Raw genomic sequence first — 17,959 nt, 5'->3', positions numbered from 1 at the left:
GTCAGTGGTCGAGGATAGGCTCGCCGGAGTTCGGTGCGAGTGGGTAATGCGGGAGGGGGACCGATGGCCGCGGGACAGAACTGCCTGGTGACGAACGACTGGATCTGCGGGGAGTATCTCCGTTCCCGGAGCCAGGAGTTGACCGATGCGACGGTCCAGCACATCTGGATCACGGCGGTATCGGTGCTGATCGGACTCGTGGTGGCCTTTCCGCTGGCGCTGCTCGCGCGCCGCGGCCGCCGTTTCGCCGGGCCCGTGCTCGGGCTGACGACGGTGCTCTACACGGTGCCCTCGCTCGCCATGTTCTCGTTGCTGCTGCCGCTGTTCGGGCTCTCCGCCGCGCTGGTGGTCACCGGACTGGTGCTGTATTCGCTGACCGTCCTGGTGCGGAACATCCTGGCGGGCCTGGAGGCTGTTCCGCCGGAGGCGAAGGAAGCCGCGAGAGGCATGGGCTACGGGCCGGTGCGGCTGCTGTGGGAGGTGGAAGTCCCGCTGGCGCTGCCCGCGTTGATGGCCGGGGTGCGAATCGCCACGGTCTCGACGATCGCGCTGACGACGGTCGGGTCGATCATCGGAAAGGGCGGCCTCGGCAATCTCATCGGGGACGCGCTGCCCAGCTTTTTCAAGGCCCAGGTGCTCACGGCCTCGGTGCTGTGCGTGCTGCTCGCGGTGGCCGCGGACCTGCTGCTGCTCGGTGTGCAGCGGCTGCTGACCCCCTGGACCCGCATACGCACCCCGCGGGCGGACACCGCCGCCGCGGCCGAGGCGGTCTGAAGCCATGGGAGTTCTCGGCGAGGCATGGACCTGGCTCACCACCGGCGCCAACTGGTCGGGGGAGAGCGGCGTGTCCCACCGGCTCGGTGAGCACCTGTACGTCAGCGGCGTCGCGCTCGTCCTGGCGTGCGCGATCGCGCTGCCGGTGGGGCTGTACCTCGGGCACATCGGGAAGGGCGGCGCACTGGCCGTCAACATCTCCAACGTGGGGCGGGCGATCCCGGTCTTCGCGGTGCTGTCCCTCTTCATGGTCTCGCCGCTGCGCAACGCCGGATACGCGCCGACGATCATCGCGCTGGTGCTGTTCGCCGTGCCGCCCCTGCTGACCAACGCCTACGTCGGGATGACGGAGGTGGACCGGTCGGTGACCGAGGCGGCGCGCGGCATGGGGATGTCCGGCCGGCAGCTCTTCGTACGGGTCGAGCTCCCGCTGGCCCACCCGATGATCATGACCGGGGTGCGGTCCGCGGCGGTCCAGGTGGTGGCCACGGCCACGATCGCCGCACTGGCCGGTCTGGGCGGCCTGGGCCGGATCATCACCGCCGGGTTCAACACCTACAACACCCCCCAGGTGGTCGCCGGGGCGCTGCTGGTCGCCGTGCTCGCGCTGCTGGTGGAGGCGGTGCTGATGGGCCTGGACCGGCTGCTGTCGCCGCTGCGCCGCCGCCGGACGGCGTAACGGGCCGGATGACAGCCCGCCGTCGCCCGCACCCGTGCCCCACACGCCCCGCACACCCCACACGCCCCGCACACCTCGCACCGACCTGCCCGGATCACATCTCGTACAGCCCTGTCGCTGTGGACGGAGAACAACAACGATGAGCAAGACCTCGCGCATAGCCGGTGCGGTCATCGGCATGGTCGCGCTGGCCGGGTCGCTCGCCGCCTGCGGCGGCGACAGCCTGGAGAAGGAGAAGAACGGCCGGGGCTCCTCCGGCGCCTCCGCGGGCTCGGGCTCGGGAAAGAAGGGGTCGCTCGTCGTCGGCGCGGCCTCCTTCACCGAGTCCAAGGTGCTCGCGGAGCTGTACGCGCAGATCCTGCGCGACACCGGATACCGCACCTCCGTCACCACGGTGGCCAACCGGGAACTGTACGAACCGTCCCTGGAGAAGGGCGAGATCGACATCGTCCCGGAATACGCCGCCACGATCGCCGAATTCCTCAATGCCAAGGTGAACGGTGCGAAGGAGGCGGCGAAGAAGCCGGTCGCCTCCGGTGACCCGGTGGCCACCGTCGCGGCGCTGGAGAAGCTCGCCGGCCCGCGCGGACTGAAGGTGCTCCCGGCCGGCCGGGCCGTCGACCAGAACGCCTTCGCGGTGACGCGGGAATTCGCCGGGAAGAACAAGCTCAAGACCCTTTCCGACCTCGGCCGGGCGAAGATCGGGGTGAAGATCGCGGCGGGCGACGAGTGCGAGGTGCGGCCGTTCTGCGCACCGGGTCTGAAGAAGACCTACGGCATCGACGTCACCGGTATCGATCCCAAGGGAGTCGGTACGCCGCAGGCCAAACAGGCCGTCAAGGACGGCAAGGACCAGTTGGTCCTCACCACGACCACGGACGCGGTGCTGGACAGTTACGACCTGGTGTTCCTGGAGGACGACAAGAAGCTCCAGAACGCGGACAACGTACTGCCGGTGGTCAATGCGAAGGACGCGGGCGCACAGGACATCGCCGACACCCTCGGCAAGCTCACCGAGGCGCTCACCACCGAGGATCTCGCGGAACTGAACCGCAAGGTCGATGCGGAGCGCGCAAAACCCGCCGATGTGGCCGCGGACTATCTGCGGTCGAAGGGCCTTGTCGGTAAGTAGGAACGGAAGCGGGAATCGAGGAGAACGGGGGCCGTCGGGCAAGAGGACCGGGGCCGTCAGGTAACCGGCCGGGCACAGATTGCCGGGCGGCCCCCCAAGTTCCCCGCACACACGGTAAATTTCAGGCCATGCCACGTGGACGTCATCGCCATTCGCCACCTCTGCACAGAATCCTTCCGCCTTCGGTGGTCGTCGGGGTCTCGGTCCTGAGCGCCGGGGGCGCCTGGCTTTTCGCCGAGCCCCTGGCCCTGCGCGCTCTGGTGGGCGTCGCGGCGGCTTCAGCCGTGACCGGCGCGTATCTGATGCGCAGCTGGGACCGGGAGGCGGGACGTCGGGTCGCGGAGCTGACCCGGGCCCGTGCCGGTGACGAGTGGCGGGCCGAGGAGCGGCTGGCCGAGCTGGAGTCCGACCTGGAGGAGTCGCGGGAGCTGCGCGTACGGCTGGAGACGAAGCTGCGCCGCAAGCGCGTGGAGCTCGCGAACCTGCGCGGGGAGCACGCCGCGCTGCTGCGCCGGTACGCCAACGCCGAGACCGAGCGGGCCAGCGCGCTCGAAGGCCGTCGCCGGCTCGCCATCGAGGCGGCCTCCGCGCCCCGGGAGCTCCCGGCCGCGCGCAGCACGCCGACGCCGGGCGCCTATCTGCGGGCCGCCCAGGCGCTGGAGGACCTCTCGCGCAACCGGACGCTCCAGGAGGCGCGCCGCACCGCCGAGCAGGCCAGGAGGCGTGATCTCGCCGAGCGCGCCCGGGACACCGAGGATCGGTCCGGCAGGCACGCGGCGGACCGGGACGTGCCGGGCCAGGACGCCACAGGCCGGGGCACGGCGGACCAGGACGTGACCGGTCAGGACGCCCCGGGCCGGGACGCGGCGGGCGGGGAGGCCCCGGGCCAGGACGCCACGGGTGCCCAGAACCTGCGTCCCACCGCCGCGCTGCCCGCCGCCCGGCAGTCGGCCCCGCTGCCGTCCGCCCCCCGGCCGTCCGCCGCGCTCCCCGCCGTGCCGACCGCGAGCCCCGTGGCCCCGCAGACGGCCCCCCGCCGCCAGCCGGTGCCGCAGGGCAGCTTCGACTTCTTCGGCACGCAGAAGGCGGCGAGGACCGCGAGGGCCGCGATCGAGTCCGTGCAGGACGAGGACCTCGCGGACGTGGTCGGCGAGGAGGCCCTGGCCGACCACCGCACGGACCCGGCCGCGGACCGGGCCGTCGGCAAGGTCATCGACCTCACCGCGCACGACGAGACCGAGCAGCTCGACGTGGTGGAGCTGCGCAGCGCGATCTCGTAGCGGCCACCGACCGCCGGGGCCCGGGGCACCGGCCCCGGCCCCCGGCGGTCGGGTGGGCCACTTGCCGCTTACTTGTCGATGTCGCCGACGACGAAGAAGAGCGAGCCCAGGATCGCCACCATGTCGGCGACCAGCGTGCCCGGCAGCAGCTCGGTGAGCGCCTGGATGTTGTTGTACGAGGCGGAGCGGAGCTTCAGCCGGTACGGGGTCTTCTCGCCCTTGGACACCAGGTAGTAGCCGTTGATGCCGAGCGGGTTCTCGGTCCAGGCGTAGGTGTGGCCCTCGGGGGCCTTCAGCACCTTGGGCAGCCGCTGGTTGACCGGACCGGGCGGCAGGTCCGCCAGCCGGTCCAGGCAGGCGTCCGCCAGGTCCAGGGAGTTGTGCGTCTGCTCCAGCAGGCACTCGAAGCGGGCCAGGCAGTCGCCCGCGTCGCGGGTGACCACCTTCAGGGTGTCCCGCAGCTCCCCGTACGCGAGGTACGGCTCGTCGCGCCGCAGGTCGAAGTCGACGCCCGAGGCGCGGGCGATCGGCCCGGACACCCCGTACGCGTGCACCGCGTCGGCGGACAGCACCCCCACGCCGCGGGTGCGGCCCCGGAAGATCTCGTTGCCGAGCACCAGGTCGTCGTACACGTCCATCCGGGACCGGGCTGCGGCGACGGCGTCCCGCACCCGGCCGGTCCACCCCGCCGGGAGGTCCTCCTTGAGGCCGCCGACGCGGTTGAACATGTAGTGCATCCGGCCGCCGGAGATCTCCTCCATCACGGCCTGGAGGTCCTCGCGCTCCCGGAACGCGTGGAACACCGGGGTGATGCCGCCGAGTTCGAGCGGGTACGAGCCGAGGAACATCAGGTGGTTCAGGACCCGGTTCAGCTCGGCGAGCAGGGTGCGGGTCCAGACCGCGCGTTCGGGGACCTCCATGCCGAGCATCCGCTCCACGGCCATCACGACGCCCAGCTCGTTGGAGAACGCCGACAGCCAGTCGTGGCGGTTGGCGAGCATCACGATCTGCCGGTAGTCGCGGGCCTCGAACAGCTTCTCCGCGCCCCGGTGCATGTAGCCGACGACCGGTTCGGCGTGCTGCACGCGTTCGCCGTCGAGGACGATGCGCAGACGGAGCACGCCGTGGGTGGAAGGGTGCTGGGGGCCGATGTTGAGCACCATGTCGGTGCTCTCCGCCGCGCCGCCGATGCCGACTGTCGTCTCCGTCATGCGGCCAGTATCGCGTGAACGGGCCCGGACCCGGGTCCGGGGCACCGGTTCTCAGCCCCTGCGCTGCATCAGCCAGCCGAAGTCGCCCAGGCCGCCCCGGGCCGTCAGTTCCGCCGCCTCGCCCGCCGAGGCGAGGGCCCGCAGGTAACCGGCCGGGTCGCTCGACGCCAGGGCCAGCGGCGGGCGCCCGCCGTCGATGCCGAGCCCGCGCAGCGCCTCGCGCTGGGTCAGGATCTCGGGCGGCGCGCCGGCCGCCTCCCCGCCCGCCGCCGCGCACGCGTCCAGGGCCACGTGCGAGGTGAGGTCGCAGCGGCCGTCCGGCACCGGCCGGACCTCGCGCCCGGCCCGGAAGCCGGTGAGCGTGCCGAAGGGGGGCCGGGCCTCCCGCCGGTGCGCGTAGTCCACCGCCACCGCGAGCCCCGCGGCCAGCGTGGACACCGCCGCCGCCCACGCCTCGTCGCGGGGGCGGCCGATCTCCGCCCGGCCGCCCGGCCCGGCCGACGGCCACCAGCGGCGCAGCCACTCGGCGTCCGCCCCGGTCACCGGTGCGCCCAGCCGCTCCGCGCCGTCCGCCGCCCGTACGAGGACGTACCGCTCGACGCCGTCCGCGTCGGTCTCGGCCACCTCCGTCGGGACGTTGTCCAGCCACTCGTTGGCGAACAGCAGGCCGCGCGTCCCCGGCGGCGGTGCGGCGCGCCACTCGATCCGGGGATCCAGGCCGGGCGGCCGGCCGGCCAGCTCCACGGCGTACGCCCGTACGGTGAGGTCCCCGGCGCCCGCGGCCGGCAGCGCGGCCAGCACCCCGGTCAGCAGCTCGCCCCGCCCGGCCCCCAGATCCACCAGGTCGACCTCGCCGGTGCCCAGCTCCCGCGCCGTCCGGACCAGCAGCGCGGCCACGGCGGAGGCGAAGAGCGGGCCCGTGTGGACGGAGGTGCGGAAGTGGCCCGCAGGCCCCTCGGGGCTCCGGTAGAACCCCCCGTCCCCGTACAGGGCGGTCTCCGCCGCCACACGCCACCCACGCCACTCATCCGTCACGGGGCCAAGTCTCCACCTTGGGGAGTACGGGCCCGGAAGCCGGATCGACCCTCCGACTGACCCCGGCACCCGTCGCCTGTCCCTACGCTGGGTCACGTGCAGCGTCTCTACGATTTTCTCCGCAGACACCCGCTGGGCGTCGACTGCTTCTGGGCCGTCGTCCTCTTCGGGGTCTCCGGCATGTCCATGGTGGGCATCCGGGAGAGCGGTACGGCGCGGGCCGCTGCCTTCCCGATCATCCTCGGCCTCTGCGTCGTCGTCGCGCTGCGCCGGCGCGCGCCGGAGAAGATGCTGCTGCTCGCCATCGCGATGGGGGTGGCGCAGCTGGTCACGGGGTTCGGGCCCGGCCTCCAGAACTTCGCCATGCTGGTCATCGTCTTCACCGTGGCCACCGTGGGGGAGCGCTGGGCGTCCCGGCTCGCGCTGATCTGCAGCCTGGGCGCGGCGGGCCTGGCCAAGCTGCGCTGGCAGGACGAGGTGCAGCAGACCAGCTGGGCCGAGGCGGTCTTCGTGGTCATCGTGCTGACCGTGCCGTTCGTGCTCGCCTGGGTGCTCGGCGACTCGATGCGGACCCGGCGGGCCTACTTCGACCAGCTGGAGGAGCGGGCCGCCCGGCTGGAGCGGGAGCGCGAGGCGCAGGCGAAGGTCGCGGTGGCGGCCGAGCGGGCCCGGATCGCCCGCGAGCTCCACGACGTCGTGGCGCACAACGTGTCGGTGATGGTGGTGCAGGCCGACGGCGCGGCGTACGTCATGGACGTGGCCCCCGACCAGGCCAAACAGGCCCTGGAGACGATCTCCGGCACCGGCCGGCAGGCGCTCGCCGAGATGCGGCGGCTGCTCGGGGTGCTGCGGACCGGTGACGCCCCGGAGAGCGGGGAGTACGTCCCGCAGCCCGACGTGGAGCAGATCGAGGACCTGATCGAACAGGTCCGGCAGACCGGCCTGCCCGTCGACTTCAAGGTCGAGGGGACCCCGCGCCCGCTGCCCAGCGGCGTCGAGCTGACCGCGTACCGCATCGTGCAGGAGGCCCTGACCAACACCCGCAAGCACGGCGGCCCGGACGCCGGGGCCAGCGTGCGGCTGGTCTACTTCGACGACGGGCTCGGGCTGCTCGTCGAGGACGACGGACGGGGCGCGGCGCACGAGCTGTACGCGGACGGCGGCGCCGACGGCGCGGGGCACGGCATGATCGGCATGCGGGAGCGGGTCGGCATGGTCGGCGGCACACTGGACGCCGGGCCACGGCCGGGCGGCGGCTTCCGGATCAGCGCGCTGCTGCCGCTGAAACCGGCCCACTAGACGTTCCCGTCCCGGCCGGCCCCGGGACCGGACCGCGCCCCCGGGACCGGACAGCGAGCCCGACCCCGGACCATGGAACCGCACGACGGGCCCGGCCCGTGCGCCACCGCGAGCCCCACCGCGAGCCCGATCCCCGGGCCGCGGGACAGACAGGAGACAGGACACCTCATGGCGATCCGCGTGATGCTCGTCGACGACCAGGTGCTGCTGCGCACCGGCTTCCGGATGGTGCTCGCGGCCCAGCCGGACATGGAGGTCGTGGCCGAGGCCGGTGACGGCGCGGAGGCGATCGAGAACCTCCGCGCCACCGCCGTCGACGTGGTGCTGATGGACGTGCGGATGCCGAGGCTGGACGGCGTCGAGGCCACCCGCCGCATCTGCGCGCAGCCGAACGCCCCCAAGGTGCTCATCCTGACCACCTTCGACCTCGACGAGTACGCGTTCTCCGGGCTGAAGGCCGGGGCGAGCGGCTTCATGCTCAAGGACGTGCCGCCCGCCGAACTGCTCACCGCCATCCGCTCCGTGCACAGCGGCGACGCGGTCGTCGCCCCCTCCACCACCCGCCGGCTGCTCGACCGGTTCTCCGCGCTGCTGCCGACCGGCAACAGCGAGCCGCAGCACAAGGACATCGCCAGGCTCACCGAACGCGAGCGCGAGGTGATGCTGCTGGTCGCCCAGGGCCTGTCGAACGGCGAGATCGCGGCGCGTCTGGTGCTCTCCGAGGCGACCGTGAAGACGCACGTCGGCCGCATCCTCACCAAGCTGGGCCTGCGCGACCGGGTGCAGGTCGTGGTCCTCGCGTACGAGACGGGACTGGTCCGGGCCGGGGGCGGGGCGGGCTGAACGAGCTGGACGGGATGAACCACGGGCCGTCCGGCGGGGCCGGGGCCGGGTGCGGACAGGGTCCGGCGGGCCCGGAGCCGGGTGAGGTCCGGCGGCTCCGGATGCGGTCCCGCGGGCCCGGGCTCGTACCCGCCCCGTCAGCCGTCGGCCGTCAGCGCAGGATGCCCTCCAGGAAGTCGCTGCCGAGCCGCGCCACCGAGGTCAGGTCCAGCTGGTGCAGCACGTACCGGCCGCGCCGCCGGGTGATGACCAGACCCGCCTTCTTCAGCACCGCGAGGTGCCGGGAGACCTCGGGCGCCGTGATGCCGTGCGTGTCGGCGAGCTCCCCGGTCGTGTACGGGGAACGGGCGAGGTGGCGGCACAGGCGCATCCGCATCGGGTGGGCCAGCGCCTCCATGCGCAGCTGGAGCAGTTCCACGGAGGCGGGGGAGGGCAGCTCGGGCTGGTGCACCGGGTAGTGGATCACCGGCCGCCAGCCCGGCGCGTGCAGCAGGTTCAGGTGCGGCCAGCCGAAGGTGGACGGGATGAGGGTGAGCCCGGGGCCGGTGGCCGGGTCGACCGCGCTGGTCCGGCCCTCGATCAGCTTGTCGGCGTTGATCCGGGTCCCGGTCTCGTCGAGCGACAGCGCCGGGGAGACCGCCGCCATCGCCTCGCCGATGCCCTTGCGCCGCAGCAGGTCCGTCTTGTGCCGGGCGTCGGCGACCAGCTGGACCCGCACCCGCTGCCAGGTCTCGGCGAAGAACGCCTGGTCGCAGTCCTCGAAGAGGCGCCGGATCCAGCGGCGCACGGGGGCGGGGCCGGCCAGCAGCTGCTGGGTGAACTCCACCTGCCGGGGGCCGCGCGCCGCCGCCATGTCCAGGGCGCGGGCCCGCATCGTCGCGTCGCCCAGCGGGGAGGGCGCGCCCTCCCCGTACCGCCGGGAGCAGGTGAACTCCAGGGCGGCGGCGACGAACCGCTCGTCGTCCATCCGGTCGAGGATGTCCAGGTCCTCGGCGAGGGTCGCGCCCGTCCTGCCGCCGCTGCCGGGGACCCCGGCGAACGCCATGAAGACGTCCGAGAACGTGTTGCGCCACAGGAACTCGGCCTCGTGGAGCCGGTCGGCGAGGTCGGGCTCCAGCGCGCTGGCGGTCGCCGTCGCCCAGCCGTGCAGCCCCGGGTGGTGGCCGGGCTCGGCGAGGGCGTGCAGGGCAAGCCCCAGTTCGGCCAGGGGAGAGGTCCGGAAGACGATGTGCTCGGGCGCCAGCCCGGCGATGTCGATGTGCACGCTCACCCCTCCATGGTGCGGGGTGCCCGGGCAAGTGCCCCGGTCGTTTGACGGGGCTCGTCAAGTGAGGGGCCGTCCCGGCCGGCCCGGACGACGCTGAGGCCATGGACGCCATTCAGCAGCACATGTTCGACAGCTACCGCGCGGCCCGGCTGGGGCAGGCGCCGCCGCCGGAACCGGGACGGCACGACTGGGCGGTGGCGCGCGGCATCCGGGACCACCGCCGCTTCGAGGCGGTGATCGCGGGCCGCCCGGCGCGCGGCCGACTGCGGGCGGCCCTGCGGGCGCTGCTGCGGACCCGCCCGGCCCGGGGCGGAACCCCGGGCCGCCCCGGTGACCTACCGCCCGGGCCCGGGGCGCCCGCTAGACCAGCCGCTTCACGAACTCCCCCACCGCCTCCCGCACGTCCCCCGTCGTCCACTCCAGCCCCGCCTGCCGCACCGTGACCTCGGTGAAGGACAGGCCGGGCGGGCCGGAGGGCGCGGGGTACCACGCGCGGAAGAGCGAGACGCCCGTCTCCTCCGCCTGCCGTACCGCCGCCTCCGTCAGGGCCTCGGCCCCGTACGGCAGCCACACCTGGAACTGGTGCGTGTGCGGCGGCTCCGGATGCACCCGGAACCATCCGACGCCGGCCGCCGCGAAGCCCTCGGCCAGCGCCCCGGCCACCGTCCGCGCCTGCGTCACGTACGACGGCAGGCGCGGAAGCTCCTGGTCCAGCCCGATCAGCGCGGCGATCGCCGCCGGGAACTGCTGGAAGACCTGGCCGCCGTACCGGTGGCGCCAGGTGCGGGCCTCCTCGACCAGGGAGGCGGTACCGGCCAGCGCGGCCCCGGAGATCCCGCCGAGGGTCTTGTAGAACGACACGTACACGCTGTCCGCGAGCGCCGCGATCTCCGGCAGCTCCCGCCCGAAGTGGGGGGCGCACTCCCACAGCCGCGCGCCGTCGAAGTGCACCACCGCGTCCCGCTCCCGCGCGGCCGCCACCACGTCCTCCAGCTCGTCCCAGGTGGGCAGCACGAAACCGGCGTCGCGCAACGGCAGCTCCAGCATCAGGGTGCCGAACGGCTCGGCGAAGTCGCGGACCTCCTGCGCCGTGGGCAGCCGGGGCTCGTGCGTCGGGTGGACGGTGCGCAGCCCGCTCAGCGCCTCCAGCGCCCCGCGCTCGTGCACCTCGGGGTGGGCGAGCGGGTGCAGCGCCACCGCGGAGTTGCCGGTCCGCCCCGCCCAGCAGCGCAGCGCGACCTGCTGCGCCATCGTCCCGGTCGGGAAGAACGCGGCGGCCTCCGTGCCCAGCAGGCCGGCGACCCGCTCCTCCAGGTCGGCGACGACGCCGTCGCCGTAGAAGTCCGTGGACCGGTCGAGCGCGGTGACCGTACCGGCCCCGGCCGCCAGCCCGGCCAGCCGCTCACCGAGCGGAAGGTCCGAGGAGAGCCGGGCCAGGGACCGCTCGGCCGTCCGCCAGGCGGTCAGCCTGCGCAGCCGCTGGGCGTCCTCCGGGTCCTGTCCGGTCTCCGGCTCCGTCCCCTGGTCCCGCCCCTGCTCCGGACTCCGCTCCCGTCCCTCTTCGGGCCCCTGTTCCGGCCCCTGCTCCCGCCGCTGCCGTGCCTGCTCGTCCGTCTCGGTCATGGGAGGATCCTCACGCAGGACCCGGCGGGAATCACCTGGTTTCCGCGGTCACCGGCCATCGGCCCGGGCGGCGGACGCCCCGGAGTTTCCCACAGGCTGTGGACGGCCGGGGATCCGGTGAAAACGCTGGCGTAGCATGCAAAGAAATCGTCCGGTACCCCCTGCGGACTGGAACGGAAGGCCATCGCCGCGTGAATGCAACAGGTCCCAAGGAACCCCTCGACGCGAGGGACCGCCCCGCCCGTCTGACCGTCGGCGTCGTGGGTGCGGGCCGGGTGGGCCCCGCCCTCGCCGCGTCCCTGCAGCTCGCCGGGCACCGGCCGGTCGCCGTGTCGGGCGTCTCGGACGCCTCCCGGCGCAGGGCCGCCGCCCTGCTCCCCGACGTCCCCCTGGTGCCGCCCGCCGAGGTCCTCGCGCGGGCCGAGCTGGTCCTGCTGACCGTTCCCGACGACACCCTGCCCGGCCTGGTCGAGGGCCTCGCCGGGACCGGCGCGGTACGGCCGGGCCAGCTGATCGTCCACACGTCGGGGCGGTACGGCACCCGGGTCCTGGACCCGGCGCTGCGGGCCGGGGCCCTGCCGCTGGCCCTGCACCCGGCGATGACGTTCACCGGCAGCCCCGTCGACGTCCAGCGACTGGCCGGCTGCTCCTTCGGCGTGACCGCCCCCGAGGAGCTGCGGCTCGCCGCCGAGGCGCTGGTCATCGAGATGGGCGGCGAACCCGAGTGGATCGCGGAGGAGTCCCGTCCGCTCTACCACGCGGCGCTCGCCCTCGGCGCGAACCACCTGGTCACCCTGGTCGCCCAGGCGATGGAGCTGCTGCGCACGGCGGGCGTCTCGGCCCCCGACCGGATGCTCGGCCCGCTGCTGGGCGCCGCGCTCGACAACGCCCTGCGCTCCGGCGACGACGCCCTGACTGGCCCGGTGGCCCGCGGCGACGCCGGCACGGTCGCCGCGCACCTCGACGAGCTGCGCAGGCACGCGCCGCAGACCGTCGCCGGGTACGTGGCGATGGCCCGCGCCACCGCCGACCGCGCACTCGCCCACGGCATGCTCAAGCCGGAGCCGGCCGAGGCCCTGCTCGGGGTCCTGGCCGACGGCACGGGCAGCACCGGCCCCCAGGAGTCCCGATGACCCGCACGACAGGCACGACCGGAACGACCGGCGCCCCCGCGCCCGCCCTGCTCCGCACCGCCGCCGAACTCGGCGCCTTCGCCCCCCTGCGGGGGCCGCGCGCCGTCGTCATGACCATGGGCGCCCTGCACGAGGGGCACGCCACGCTGATCCGCGCCGCCCGGCGGGCCGCAGGCCCGGACGGCCAGGTCGTCGTCACGGTCTTCGTCAACCCGCTCCAGTTCGGCGAGGCCGCCGACCTGGAGCGCTACCCCCGCACCCTGGACGCCGACCTCGCCGTGGCGGGCGCCGCCGGGGCCGACGTGGTCTTCGCGCCGTCCGTCGACGAGGTCTACCCCGGCGGCGAACCGCAGGTCCGGATCTCCGCGGGCCCCATGGGCGAGCGGCTCGAAGGGGCCTCGCGCCCCGGCCACTTCGACGGGATGCTCACCGTCGTCGCCAAGCTCCTCCACCTGACCCGCCCCGACCTCGCGTTCTACGGGCAGAAGGACGCCCAGCAGCTGGCACTGATCCGCCGCATGGTGCGCGACCTGAACTTCCCCGTGGAGATCGTCGGCGTGGCGACGGTCCGCGAGCCGGACGGCCTCGCGCTCTCCAGCCGCAACCGCTTCCTGGACGCGGCGGAGCGGCGCACCGCCCTGGCCCTGTCCCGGGCCCTGTTCGCGGCCCGCGACCGGCTCGCCGCCCAGCAGGCGCTGCACGCCCGCGCGCAGATCACCACCGCCACCACCGGCCGGGCCGCCGCGCTCACCGCGCTCGGCGAGGCCCGCGCCGCCGCCGACACCCAGGCGGTGGCCCTGGCCCGCCCGGTCGACGGGCCGTCGGCGGTGCGCGCCGCGGCGTCCCTCGTCCTCGAGGACGCGGCGGCCGCCCAGCCGCCGCTCGTCCTGGACTACCTGGCGCTCGTGGACCCGGCCGACTTCACCGAGATCCCCGACGACCGGACCACCGGCGACGCGATCCTCGCGGTCGCCGCACGGGTGGGCCGCACCCGCCTGATCGACAACATCCCGCTGACCTTCGGAGCCACCCCGTGACCGGAATACGGCTGACCGCCCCCGCCCCCGGCTGGTCCATCGACGCCGACGTCGTGGTGGTCGGTTCCGGCGTGGCCGGTCTCACCGCCGCACTGCGCTGCGCCGCCGCGGGCCTCGCCACCGTCGTCGTCACCAAGGCCCGCCTCGACGACGGTTCCACCCGCTGGGCGCAGGGCGGCATCGCGGCGGCCCTCGGCGAGGGCGACACCCCCCGGCAGCACCTGGACGACACCCTGGTCGCGGGCGCCGGGCTGTGCGACGAGGACGCGGTGCGCACCCTGGTCACCGAGGGCCCCGACGCGGTGCGCCGGCTGATCGCGACGGGCGCCCGCTTCGACACCACGGACGGCGGCGACATCGCGCTGACCCGCGAGGGCGGCCACCACCGCAACCGCATCGCCCACGCCGGCGGCGACGCGACGGGCGCCGAGATCTCCCGCGCCCTGGTAGACGCGGTCCGCGCGGCCGCCCTGCACACCGTCGAGAACGCGCTCGTCCTGGACCTCCTCACCGACGCCGAGGGCCGCACCGCGGGCGTCACCCTGCACGTCATGGGCGAGGGCCAGCACGACGGCGTCGGCGCGGTCCGGGCCCCCGCGGTGGTCCTCGCCACCGGCGGCATGGGCCAGGTCTTCTCCGCCACGACCAACCCGGCGGTCTCCACCGGCGACGGCGTGGCCCTGGCGCTGCGGGCCGGCGCGGAGGTCTCCGACCTGGAATTCGTCCAGTTCCATCCCACGGTCCTCTTCCTCGGCGCCGACTCCGAGGGCCAGCAGCCCCTGGTGTCGGAGGCGGTACGGGGCGAGGGCGCCCATCTCGTCGACGCGTCCGGCACGCGCTTCATGCTCGGACAGCACGAACTGGCGGAGCTGGCGCCGCGCGACATCGTCGCCAAGGCCATCACCCGCCGGATGGAACTGCGCGGCACCGAGCACATGTACCTCGACGCCCGCCACTTCGGCGCCGAGATGTGGGAGCGCCGCTTCCCCACGATCCTGGCCGCCTGCCGCGCCCACGGCATCGACCCGGTCACCGAACCGATTCCGGTCGCCCCCGCCGCGCACTACGCCTCCGGCGGCGTCCGCACCGACCTGCGGGGCCGTACGACGGTGCCCGGCCTGTACGCCTGCGGCGAGGTCGCCTGCACCGGGGTGCACGGCGCGAACCGGCTGGCGTCCAACTCCCTCCTGGAGGGGCTGGTCTTCGCCGAGCGCATCGCGGCGGACATCGTCGCGGACCGGCCCCGCGCGGGCGCCCCGGTCACCGGGTCCGGCTCCGCCCCCGCCCCGCTGATCACCCCCGAGTCCCGGACCGCGATCCAGCGGATCATGACCCGGGGCGCCGGGGTGCTGCGCTCCGCCGCGAGCCTGACCGCCGCCGCGGCCGAGCTGGAGGCCCTGCACGAGGGCGCCGCCTCGGCGGTGGAGACGGCCGAGCCCAAGGTCGCGGTGCCCGGCGTCGAGGCGTGGGAGGCCACCAACCTGCTGCTCGTCTCGCGCGTCCTGGTCGCCGCCGCCCTGCGGCGCGAGGAGACCCGCGGCTGCCACTGGCGCGAGGACCTGCCCGAGCGCGACGACGAGAACTGGCGCCGCCACGTCGTCGTCCGGATCGCCCCGGGGCGCCGGCCGGTCCTCACCACGACCCGGACCGAGGCCTTCGGCCCCGTAGATTCCGCGCGGGAACCAGACCGCGCGGCCGCACCCCAGACCCACCCCGCCGACGTCACCGAGGAGCCGTAACCGTGAGCACGCCCGAAGAGAACCCGCACCCCACCCCCGTGGACGTACCGCTGATCCAGATCGGCGCGTCCGCAGCCTCCGAGGGCGGCTGCGGGGACGGCTGCGGCTGCGGCGGCGACGAGTCCTACGGGCCCGACGCCATGGAGTGCGGCCTGGACCCGGCCCTCGCGCGGCTGCTGGCCGACGCGGGCCTGGACCCGGTGGAGGTCGAGGACATCGCGCACGTCGCGATCGAGGAGGACCTGGACGGCGGGGTGGACGTCACCACCGTCGCCACGGTCGCCGAGGACGCCATGGCCACCGGCGACTTCACCGCCCGCGAGGCGGGCGTGGTGGCCGGGCTGCGCGTCGCCGAGGCCGTCCTGTCCATCGTCTGCACCGAGGAGTTCGAGGTCGAGCGCCACGTCGAGGACGGCGACCGCGTCGTCCCCGGCCAGAAGCTGCTGACGGTCACCACCCGCACCCGCGACCTGCTCACCGGCGAGCGCAGCGCGCTCAACCTGCTCTGCCGGCTCTCCGGCATCGCGACCGCCACCCGCGCCTGGGCCGACGCGCTCGAAGGAACCAAGGCCGAGGTCCGCGACACCCGCAAGACCACCCCGGGCCTGCGCGCCCTGGAGAAGTACGCGGTCCGCTGCGGCGGCGGCGTCAACCACCGGATGTCCCTCGCGGACGCGGCGCTGGTCAAGGACAACCACGTGGTCGCCGCGGGCGGCGTGGCCGAGGCGTTCAAGCGGGTGCGGGACGAGTTCCCCGAGGTGCCGATCGAGGTCGAGGTCGACACGCTCCAGCAGGTCCGCGAGGTCCTCGACGCGGGCGCCGACCTGATCCTGCTGGACAACTTCACGCCGCTCCAGACGGCCGAGGCGGTCGCCCTGGTCGCCGGGCGCGCGGTCCTGGAGTCCTCCGGGCGGCTCTCCCTCGACAACGCCCGCGCCTACGCCGAGGCGGGCGTCGACTACCTGGCCGTCGGCGCGCTCACCCACTCCTCGCCGATCCTCGACATCGGCCTGGACTTCCGTGACGCGGACGACGACGCCGACGGGACCGACACCGACGGGGCCGACGCCTGATGCTGCTCACCATCGACGTCGGCAACACCCACACCGTCCTCGGCCTGTTCGACGGCGAGGAGATCGTCGAGCACTGGCGGATCTCCACCGACGCCCGCCGCACCGCCGACGAGCTCGCCGTCCTCCTCCAGGGCCTGATGGGCATGCACCCGCTGCTGGGCATGGAGCTGGGCGACGGCATCGAGGGCATCGCGATCTGCTCCACGGTCCCGACCGTGCTGCACGAGCTGCGCGAGGTGACCCGCCGCTACTACGGCGACGTCCCCGCGGTCCTCGTCGAGCCCGGCATCAAGACCGGGGTGCCGATCCTGATGGACAACCCGAAGGAGGTCGGCGCGGACCGCATCGTCAACGCGGTCGCCGCCGTCGACCTGTACGGCGGTCCGGCGATCGTCGTCGACTTCGGCACGGCCACCACCTTCGACGCGGTCTCCGCCCGGGGCGAGTACACCGGCGGCGTCATCGCGCCCGGCATCGAGATCTCCGTCGAGGCGCTCGGCGTCCGGGGCGCCCAGCTCCGCAAGATCGAGCTGGCCCGGCCGCGCAGCGTGATCGGCAAGAACACGGTCGAGGCGATGCAGTCGGGCATCATCCACGGCTTCGCCGGCCAGGTCGACGGCGTCGTCACCCGGATGAAGAAGGAACTGGCGGCCGACCCCGAGGACGTCACCGTCATCGCGACCGGGGGCCTTGCTCCGATGGTGTTGGGCGAGTCCTCCGTGATCGACGAGCACGAGCCCTGGCTGACCCTCATCGGCCTGCGCCTGGTGTACGAGCGCAACGCCTCCCGGCTGTAGCGGAAACGGGTCGTACCTGCGGGAACGCGGCGCGGGGCGGGATGCCGCCGCCGCGCCGCCGACGACCCGTTAAGCCGATTTTGTCCATTTAGCACGTATTGTCGCTTCATGCCCACGCCTTACGGAACACGGGGCGGCATGGCGTTCGGCGCGGACGAGCTGCGTGTGCTCCGACGCGCCCTCGCCACCGTCCTCCACCCCATGCCCCTGCCCGACGAGGACGTCCAGGACTGCCTGCGCCTGGCCGGCGCCGTGGACGAGGCGGTCGGCGAGGCGGGACGGATGCGCGCCTTCCTCCTCGCCGACCTCGCCCGCTACCGGGGCGCCCTCCCCGGCTCCGCCGCCGGCTACCTGGAGCTCCTCCAGGACGCCCTGGCCGGCGGGTACGACCCGGTTCCCGACGACCTCGCCGCGCTGCGCGCCCTGCGCCACCGGCCGGTGGCCGCGGCGCTCCTGGAACGCTGCCGGACGGCCGCGGAACGGTCGGTGCGCTCCCGCCTCGCCGGCCGCGCCGTCCCGGCCCCGCGCCGCGCGGGCGGCTGCTCGCCCTGCCGGGCGGCCGGGCGGCGGACGGCGAACCCGAACGGCCGAAGACCCCGGCCGCGCCGCCCGGTCCCGCCGTGCCGCCCGAGCGTCCCGCGCCGAAGCCCTCGGAGGTCTTCCCGCCCCGCCGCCGCCCGGTCCCGCCGGTGGGCCGGCGCGTCGCGGGCTGAGGGCCGCGACGCGGGAGGGGGTGCGCGGGCGGCCCGCCCCCGCCTCGCTACTCTGGATGCCATGGACTACGTAGCCGCGCTCGTGCCCCCCGTGGTGATGGCCGCCTTCTTCATCGGCCTCGTCGTGACGATCGTCAAGAGCCAGGGCGGTCCCAACAAGACGAAGGAGGACGCGATCGTGGACGCGGCGGCCGGGAGCGTCGGATCGCCCCGGCAGTCCTCGGCGGGCGACAGCGACTGATCGTCCCGCACCCCGCAGCACCCGAAAGGCGCACGGCTCGTCTTGAGCCGTGCGCCTTTTGTCGCACGAATAACCGGTCATTC

The 17,959-nt window shown here is 74.3% G+C and carries 16 protein-coding genes and 1 pseudogene; 13 read left to right on the top strand and 4 right to left on the bottom strand.

Going from position 1 to position 17,959, the window contains the following annotated elements:
• The first annotated feature begins 63 nt into the window (after positions 1–63).
• The 4 genes from OCT49_RS14585 (at position 64) to OCT49_RS14570 (ending at position 3,865) form a co-directional block, all read left to right on the top strand.
• Positions 64–774 (top strand): ABC transporter permease, encoded by a 711-nt coding sequence (locus OCT49_RS14585; RefSeq protein ID WP_283852307.1) that lies wholly within the window; start codon positions 64–66, stop codon positions 772–774.
• 4 nt (positions 775–778) lie between these two features.
• Positions 779–1,453, top strand: coding sequence for an ABC transporter permease (locus OCT49_RS14580; RefSeq protein ID WP_283852306.1), 675 nt, complete (start codon positions 779–781; stop codon positions 1,451–1,453).
• A gap of 139 nt (positions 1,454–1,592) precedes the next feature.
• On the top strand, positions 1,593–2,585 hold the full coding sequence (locus tag OCT49_RS14575; protein WP_283852305.1) for an ABC transporter substrate-binding protein: 993 nt from the start codon (positions 1,593–1,595) through the stop codon (positions 2,583–2,585).
• A gap of 128 nt (positions 2,586–2,713) precedes the next feature.
• On the top strand, positions 2,714–3,865 hold the full coding sequence (locus OCT49_RS14570; RefSeq protein ID WP_283852304.1) for a hypothetical protein: 1,152 nt from the start codon (positions 2,714–2,716) through the stop codon (positions 3,863–3,865).
• A 68-nt stretch (positions 3,866–3,933) separates the two neighbouring features.
• Here the strand turns inward: OCT49_RS14570 and OCT49_RS14565 are convergent, their stop codons facing one another.
• On the bottom strand, positions 3,934–5,076 hold the full coding sequence (locus tag OCT49_RS14565) for an NADH-quinone oxidoreductase subunit D (RefSeq protein ID WP_283852303.1): 1,143 nt from the start codon (positions 5,074–5,076) through the stop codon (positions 3,934–3,936).
• 51 nt (positions 5,077–5,127) lie between these two features.
• On the bottom strand, positions 5,128–6,111 hold the full coding sequence (locus tag OCT49_RS14560) for an SAM-dependent methyltransferase (RefSeq protein WP_283852302.1): 984 nt from the start codon (positions 6,109–6,111) through the stop codon (positions 5,128–5,130).
• Between the two features lie 96 nt (positions 6,112–6,207).
• Here OCT49_RS14560 and OCT49_RS14555 point away from each other — a divergent pair, with 96 nt between their 5' ends.
• Both OCT49_RS14555 and OCT49_RS14550 read left to right on the top strand, forming a co-directional pair.
• On the top strand, positions 6,208–7,410 hold the full coding sequence (locus OCT49_RS14555; RefSeq protein WP_283852301.1) for a sensor histidine kinase: 1,203 nt from the start codon (positions 6,208–6,210) through the stop codon (positions 7,408–7,410).
• Positions 7,411–7,578: 168 nt separating this feature from the next.
• Positions 7,579–8,253 (top strand): response regulator, encoded by a 675-nt coding sequence (locus tag OCT49_RS14550; protein WP_283852300.1) that lies wholly within the window; start codon positions 7,579–7,581, stop codon positions 8,251–8,253.
• Positions 8,254–8,404: 151 nt separating this feature from the next.
• On the opposite strand, the gene OCT49_RS14545 is transcribed toward OCT49_RS14550, so the two are convergent.
• The gene (locus OCT49_RS14545; RefSeq protein WP_283855802.1) at positions 8,405–9,517 is read right to left on the bottom strand and encodes a DUF5937 family protein; all 1,113 of its coding nucleotides are present in this window, start codon (positions 9,515–9,517) and stop codon (positions 8,405–8,407) included.
• A 363-nt stretch (positions 9,518–9,880) separates the two neighbouring features.
• A complete protein-coding gene (locus OCT49_RS14535) occupies positions 9,881–11,143 on the bottom strand; it encodes a threonine aldolase family protein (protein ID WP_283852299.1) in 1,263 nt (420 codons plus the stop codon).
• A gap of 191 nt (positions 11,144–11,334) precedes the next feature.
• Between OCT49_RS14535 and OCT49_RS14530 the strand changes: the two genes are divergently transcribed.
• From OCT49_RS14530 to OCT49_RS14500, 7 genes and pseudogenes are all read left to right on the top strand, one after another.
• The gene (locus tag OCT49_RS14530; protein ID WP_283852298.1) at positions 11,335–12,276 is read left to right on the top strand and encodes a Rossmann-like and DUF2520 domain-containing protein; all 942 of its coding nucleotides are present in this window, start codon (positions 11,335–11,337) and stop codon (positions 12,274–12,276) included.
• Positions 12,273–13,313, top strand: a complete 1,041-nt coding sequence (gene panC, locus OCT49_RS14525; RefSeq protein ID WP_283852297.1) for a pantoate--beta-alanine ligase — start codon at positions 12,273–12,275, stop codon at positions 13,311–13,313. Before OCT49_RS14530 ends, panC begins: the two co-directional genes overlap by 4 nt.
• The gene (locus tag OCT49_RS14520; RefSeq protein ID WP_283852296.1) at positions 13,310–15,052 is read left to right on the top strand and encodes an L-aspartate oxidase; all 1,743 of its coding nucleotides are present in this window, start codon (positions 13,310–13,312) and stop codon (positions 15,050–15,052) included. Before panC ends, OCT49_RS14520 begins: the two co-directional genes overlap by 4 nt.
• Before the next feature lie 2 nt (positions 15,053–15,054).
• The gene (gene nadC, locus OCT49_RS14515) at positions 15,055–16,125 is read left to right on the top strand and encodes a carboxylating nicotinate-nucleotide diphosphorylase (RefSeq protein ID WP_283852295.1); all 1,071 of its coding nucleotides are present in this window, start codon (positions 15,055–15,057) and stop codon (positions 16,123–16,125) included.
• On the top strand, positions 16,125–16,922 hold the full coding sequence (locus tag OCT49_RS14510) for a type III pantothenate kinase (RefSeq protein WP_283852294.1): 798 nt from the start codon (positions 16,125–16,127) through the stop codon (positions 16,920–16,922). Before nadC ends, OCT49_RS14510 begins: the two co-directional genes overlap by 1 nt.
• A gap of 138 nt (positions 16,923–17,060) precedes the next feature.
• Positions 17,061–17,635, top strand: a pseudogene (locus OCT49_RS14505) (hypothetical protein).
• A 61-nt stretch (positions 17,636–17,696) separates the two neighbouring features.
• On the top strand, positions 17,697–17,876 hold the full coding sequence (locus OCT49_RS14500; RefSeq protein ID WP_283852293.1) for a hypothetical protein: 180 nt from the start codon (positions 17,697–17,699) through the stop codon (positions 17,874–17,876).
• Positions 17,877–17,959: the final 83 nt, after the last annotated feature.

The sequence above is a fragment of the Streptomyces sp. ML-6 genome (genome assembly GCF_030116705.1).
Taxonomy (GTDB): Bacteria; Actinomycetota; Actinomycetes; order Streptomycetales; family Streptomycetaceae; genus Streptomyces.
This window is presented reverse-complemented; position numbering and strand designations above follow the sequence as displayed.